Genomic DNA, 5,263 nt, shown 5'->3' on the forward strand with positions numbered 1-5,263 from the left:
ACTTTGATGCCGTGAGCGGGAGCCATCCACCCTATCCGGTTTGGATAGGTTGTCGACCAGTCGAGGTCATTCAAATCCGTGCGGGCGAAGGCCCTAATTGCAAATCTTGCGGCACGCGGGCGATCGTTAGCCCTGCGTTTGCGGCGTAACTGGCTCCTACCGGGTGAAGTCGATGAAGGCCCTGAGTGGAGGCGGAAGCTGGCGGCGGCCGGAATAATACAGCATCGGCCCCGAGAACGGCTCGTCCCATTCGTCGAGTATCCGTTCCAGGGCCCCTGACTGCATGGCCGGGGCAAGCCAGTCCTCGAAGAGCCGTACAACACCGAGCCCCGCCATTGCGGCTTCGACCAGCAGGTCGCAAGCCGAACCGGGCTGGATAAGGAGAGGGCCGGGCGGGTCGATACGGATCACTTCGTCGCCGCGCTCGAATTCCCAGATGGCCAGCGCGCCGCTGGAGAAGCGCAGACGCAGGCACGCGCGGTGAAGAAGGTCGCGGGGATGCGTGGGGCGGCCATGGACATCGAGATAGGCCGGAGCTGCCGCTGTGATTATCCGCTGCGACCGTGGTCCGATCGGTAACGCGATCATGTCCTGCTCCAACCGTTCCTCGTAGCGGATGCCCGCGTCGGCCCCGGACGCGAGAATATCGACGAAGCTGTCCTCCACGGTCACTTCCACCCGGACGTGGGGATGCGCTTTCAGGAATTTCGGCAGGATGCCGGGAAGGACGGTTCTGGCGACATTCGCCGTGACGTTGAGCCGCAGGGTGCCGGCCGGCTGGTCGGTCTCGGCATGGACGGCGTCGAGTGCGGCATCGATCTCGTTAAGAGCGGGAGAGAGGCGCTCGAACAGCCGGGCCCCCGCTTCGGTGACCGAGACGCTGCGCGTCGTGCGGTGCAGCAAGCGGGCGCCCAGCCGTGTCTCCAACCGGCGAAGCGCTTCGCTGAGGCCGGACGCGGAAACGCCCGATACCCGTGCCGCCTCCCGAAAGCCACCTGCGCGGGCCACGGCCACGAAAGCCGATAGATCGTCGAGTTCAGTCGCCATTGTGCAAATTCTCGTACAGCCTGTACCAGCCTGCACGGCTTATCGCTCGCTGGCAACAGGGCCATATGGCTCGTCGCACCTTCACAGGAGATTTGCGCATGACCAACCTTGCCACAGAAAAGACCTTTCAACTCGGCGACCGTATCGTCAACCGGATGGGCTACGGCGCCATGCAGCTTGCAGGGCCTGGCGTGTTCGGTCCACCGCGCGATCGCGCCGCCGCCATTGCGGTCCTGCGCGCTGCCGTAGAGGCCGGGGTCAACCATATCGACACGAGCGACTTCTACGGACCGCACGTCACCAACCAGATCATCCGCGAAGCGCTGCATCCCTATACCGATGATCTGGTCATCGTGACCAAGGTGGGCGCGGTACGTGGCGACGATGCCGCGTGGCTCCCGGCGCAAAGCCCAACCGAACTGACGCAGGCGGTGCACGACAACCTGCGCAATCTGGGGCTGGATCAGCTCGAAGTCGTCAACCTGAGGCTGATGAGCGATGTCCACGCGCCGAGCGAAGGATCGCTCGAAGCACAGTTCTCCACGCTTGCGCAATTGCGCGAGCAAGGACTGATCCGGCATCTTGGCCTCAGCAACGTCACCCCTTTGCAAGTGGCTGAGGCGCAGAAGATCGCTCCGGTCGTCTGCGTCCAGAATCAGTACAATCTCGTCCACCGTGCTGACGACGCGTTGTTGGAAGACCTGACCGTCCAAGGGATCGCCTATGTCCCGTTCTTCCCGCTGGGCGGGTTCAGCCCGATCCAGTCGGACGCGCTTTCCCGGATCGCAGCGCGGCTAGAAGCCAGCCCGTTGCAGGTTGCGCTGGCGTGGCTGCTAGCGCGTTCGCCCAACTTGCTCCTGATCCCAGGCACCTATAGCCTTGCGCATCTGACCGAAAATCTGGCGGCCGCTAACCTGCTGTTGTCGCGAGATGTTCTCGACGAGATGGACGTCGTAGCGGGCACCTGAAATCTGCCGCCGCCCGAGGGTGGGCGCGCGGAATTCAACCAATCACGGTCCGGGCGAATGCCGCAGCTGCCTCAAGTCCATCCTGCCCGACGCTGTGGCCCAGCCCTGGCGAGACGTGCATCTCGACAGGCACGCCGGCGGCCGTGAATGCGGCGTCGGCCAAACCCATGGAACGGAACGGCACGACCTCGTCTTGCGTACCGTGGACCAGCAGGACCGGAGGGCGGCCGCGGATATCCGCTTCCAGCAAATCCGGTGCGACCAGCGTGCCCGAAACCCCGACGATCCCGACGACGGTTTCTTTCCGGCGCAACCCGACGTGGAGTGCCATCATCGTCCCCTGACTGATCCCGACGAGTAGCAGGCGGTCGCTGGTGAACCCCGGCCGCTTCGAGTTCTGCAGTAAGGAAAGCATCGAGAGCCGGCGCCGCAGCCGCCGCGCCGACCGCACGTTCCGCCGTCGAGAAGGTCTCGATCGGCCACCACTGGTAAGCGGCTGCCATGTGAGGGATCTGCGAAGGGGCATTCGGCGCCACAAAGGCCGCATCGGGCAAGGCGGGCTGGATCATGCGCGCCAGCGAGATCAGATCTTCGCCATTGGCCCCGTATCCATGAAGCAGGATCACCAGTCCGGTGGGGGCCGTGCCGGAAAGCGCGGCGAGGCGGGGGCCGTCAAGCATCAGGATAACCCTTTTAGATTGGCGATCTCAGCATAAATGCCTGCATTATAAAATGCGAGGATCGACCCTTAAACGACGTTTAGCGGTTCAGATTCGACACCCGATTGCTGTCCGTCCGCTTACGGACCGGCAACGGTGCAGGAAACATCCTCCGTCTTTCGAGTAGTCGGCAACAGTCGATGAAACTTGCCGAAACTGCCTGCTACAATCGCGATCCCGGCAAACACGGCCGAGGCCGCGTTGCTGCCCAGCTCGGCCAGAAGCCATCCAAATAGGGGAGCCCCGGCCGTTTGGCCAACGGCCAACATCAGGAAGGCAATCGTCAGGCCGGTTGCGGGACGATCCGGGAGCAGGCGCACGCTCCAGATCAAGTAGACACCTGTCAGGGTAACGTAGGCGCCGCCGAATAGGCTTCCACCGGCAAGGGCGGCCGAGGCAGGCACCCACTCCGAGCCCACAGCGAAGATGGACAGGGCCATGACGGCAAGGAACGTCGTGTGGACATGTTCGAGACCGAAGCGGGCCACCAGCTTGCCAGCCATGGCCCCGGCGATGCCGCCTGCGCCTATCGCGCTCCACAGCGCCGCGCTGGCCGCAGTTTCCCAGGCGAGCCGCTGCGCGACAAGCTGACTGCCAAAGGACCACAGGGCAGTGCTCGCCGCGCCCGTCAGAAACGTGGCTGCGACCAGATGCAGCATGGCGCTGTCGAACCTTGGCAGCGTGCCCGGCACACGTCTCTGCCCGCGCGCTTGCGGCAGGTGCCTGGCGGCCGCCACGGCCAGTGCGAAGGCAAGGACCGCAAAGGCCCCGAAAGCCAGACGCCATTGTCCGGCCATAGCGAAGGCAATCGGGCCAGACACGGCCACGCCCATGCTCGTCCCGGCGTTGATTGTGGTGTTCGTCGCGTCCTGCCGGTCCTTGTGGACAGCGGCCACCACGGCTGCAGCCATGGGCGGAGACGCGAGACCCGTGCTTGCCCCGGCCACCAGCACCGAGACCGCGAGCAGGATCGGGTTCGGAGCCAGCGCGATGCCCGCCATGCCGATCCCCGCCACCAGAGCCGCGAGAGTGGCGACGGCGCGCGCTCCGAACCGCTGCGTCAAGGCCGCCGAAACCAGGATTGCCACGCAATATCCGGCGAAGGAACCACCCGAAACGATCCCGGCGACTGAGGATCCCAGGCCCAAGTCCGCATCGATCTGCGGCAGGAACAGGCCAAAGGCGAAACGGGCAAGGCCGTAGCAGACGGCGATCAGGCCAAAGCCCACCGCTCCAATGCGCAGCGCCGGGCTCATGGCCGCGCCGCGTCCATCAGGAGCTCCGCGCAGGCTCGTGCCGCGCGGACCGCATCGACGCCGCGGTAAACCGCAGCGTGGGTCGCGCCCTCGAAGAGCACCAGGATCTGCTCGGCAAGGGCGGGCGGGCGGCCTCCCAAATCGTGTTCGATAATGGCTGCGATATGCGCCTGAAACGCCGCCTTGTGCGCGGCGACGGCGTGCGCGATCTCGGGTGTCTCGCCGCCGGTTTCGGCTCGCGCACGCAGGAACAGGCAGCCGCGCGCTCCTTCCTCGGCCACCCAGTCCTCGAGCGCGGCGAACAGCGCATCGACATCATCGACGGCAAGGCGGGCCATGAACCGACGGTCGCGCTCGGCGAGAACGAGAGCCATGAGCTGTGCCTTGCTCCCGGCGTGCTTGTAGAGCGTCCGGCTCGACATGCCCGCCGCCTCGGTCAGCCGGTCCATCCCGGTGGCGGTATAGCCGTGGCGGTCGAAAAGCTGTTCGGCTGCGGCGACGAGCCGCGCGGTCGTTTCCATAGGAAGCCTCCTTCACTGCAAGGCCCAATGTAAAACGATCGTTTTCCTTTTCAACCCCGGCGAGCGGCGTTCACCAGCTTGCCAGTGTCTGGAGATAGGCGCGACACATGGCGCCGAGGCTATCTCGCAACGCCTCCGCTTCAGCATCCGGCAACCCCCCGTTCAAAGGCATTGCGCGCGGTCCCGTAGATAACGCTGGTCAGCGTCAGATTGATCGCGCGCACGTCAACCGGCGGGAGGTCGCAGGCGCTCGCCAGCATCGCGTGGGTCGCCGCATCGGCCCGTTGCGCGAAGGCGTGAACGAGGGCATCGTTGTCGAGTTCGGTGACCGAACGGTAGAGGGCACGGGTCACGTCCGCGCGCTCGGTCTTGGCCGTCCAATACGTGTCGATCAGCGCGTGGACCATATGGGCTAGGGGCGCGCCCCGCTGCGCCGTGCACGTCGCCTCGATCCGGCCGGCAAGCGCGTCGAGATAACGCGCGTTCAGCGCGTAGCCGAGCGCCTGCTTATTGGGGGAATACTGGTACATCGTCGCCACCGACAAACTCGCGCGCGCCGCGACACGCGTCGTGGTGAGGCGCTACATTCCCTCGCGCAGAAAAACCTGAAGGGTCGCCTCCAGAATAGCGTCCACGGTCACACCCGAACGGCGTTGAACCGGCCGTTTGCGGGCCTTGAGCGCCGGGGGAACAGTCTCGGTCATACGCGCTGGGTCGAACAAGGCGTGTTCGACCGGATTTTCGAGGCCGTA

6 protein-coding genes and 1 pseudogene are annotated in these 5,263 nt (G+C 65.2%); 1 reads left to right on the top strand and 6 read right to left on the bottom strand.

What is annotated here, in order from left to right; all coding sequences use genetic code 11:
• Window positions 1-156: 156 nt before the first annotated feature.
• Entirely contained in the window at window positions 157-1,047 is an 891-nt protein-coding gene (locus tag MTR62_RS19825; protein WP_244024189.1) for a LysR substrate-binding domain-containing protein, read from the bottom strand.
• Between the two features lie 98 nt (window positions 1,048-1,145).
• On the opposite strand from MTR62_RS19825, the gene MTR62_RS19830 reads away from it, so the two are divergent.
• A complete protein-coding gene (locus MTR62_RS19830; RefSeq protein WP_244024191.1) occupies window positions 1,146-2,015 on the top strand; it encodes an aldo/keto reductase family oxidoreductase in 870 nt (289 codons plus the stop codon).
• A 34-nt stretch (window positions 2,016-2,049) separates the two neighbouring features.
• Here the strand turns inward: MTR62_RS19830 and MTR62_RS19835 are convergent, their stop codons facing one another.
• From MTR62_RS19835 to MTR62_RS19850, 5 genes and pseudogenes are all read right to left on the bottom strand, one after another.
• Window positions 2,050-2,562, bottom strand: coding sequence for an alpha/beta hydrolase (locus MTR62_RS19835; protein WP_327194445.1), 513 nt, complete (start codon window positions 2,560-2,562; stop codon window positions 2,050-2,052).
• Window positions 2,462-2,695: pseudogene (locus tag MTR62_RS21670) on the bottom strand (alpha/beta hydrolase); the annotation flags it as partial. The pseudogene MTR62_RS21670 and the gene MTR62_RS19835, both read right to left, overlap by 101 nt.
• Window positions 2,696-2,814: 119 nt before the next feature.
• A complete protein-coding gene (locus MTR62_RS19840; protein ID WP_244024194.1) occupies window positions 2,815-3,990 on the bottom strand; it encodes an MFS transporter in 1,176 nt (391 codons plus the stop codon).
• Window positions 3,987-4,511: a TetR/AcrR family transcriptional regulator gene (locus MTR62_RS19845; protein WP_244024196.1), complete on the bottom strand. Its 525-nt coding sequence runs from the start codon at window positions 4,509-4,511 to the stop codon at window positions 3,987-3,989. The genes MTR62_RS19840 and MTR62_RS19845 overlap by 4 nt, the downstream gene beginning before the upstream one ends.
• Before the next feature lie 140 nt (window positions 4,512-4,651).
• Window positions 4,652-5,041: a hypothetical protein gene (locus MTR62_RS19850; RefSeq protein ID WP_244024198.1), complete on the bottom strand. Its 390-nt coding sequence runs from the start codon at window positions 5,039-5,041 to the stop codon at window positions 4,652-4,654.
• Window positions 5,042-5,263 lie beyond the last annotated feature (222 nt).

It is taken from the genome of Novosphingobium organovorum, assembly GCF_022832435.1.
Lineage (GTDB): Bacteria > Pseudomonadota > Alphaproteobacteria > Sphingomonadales > Sphingomonadaceae > Novosphingobium > Novosphingobium organovorum.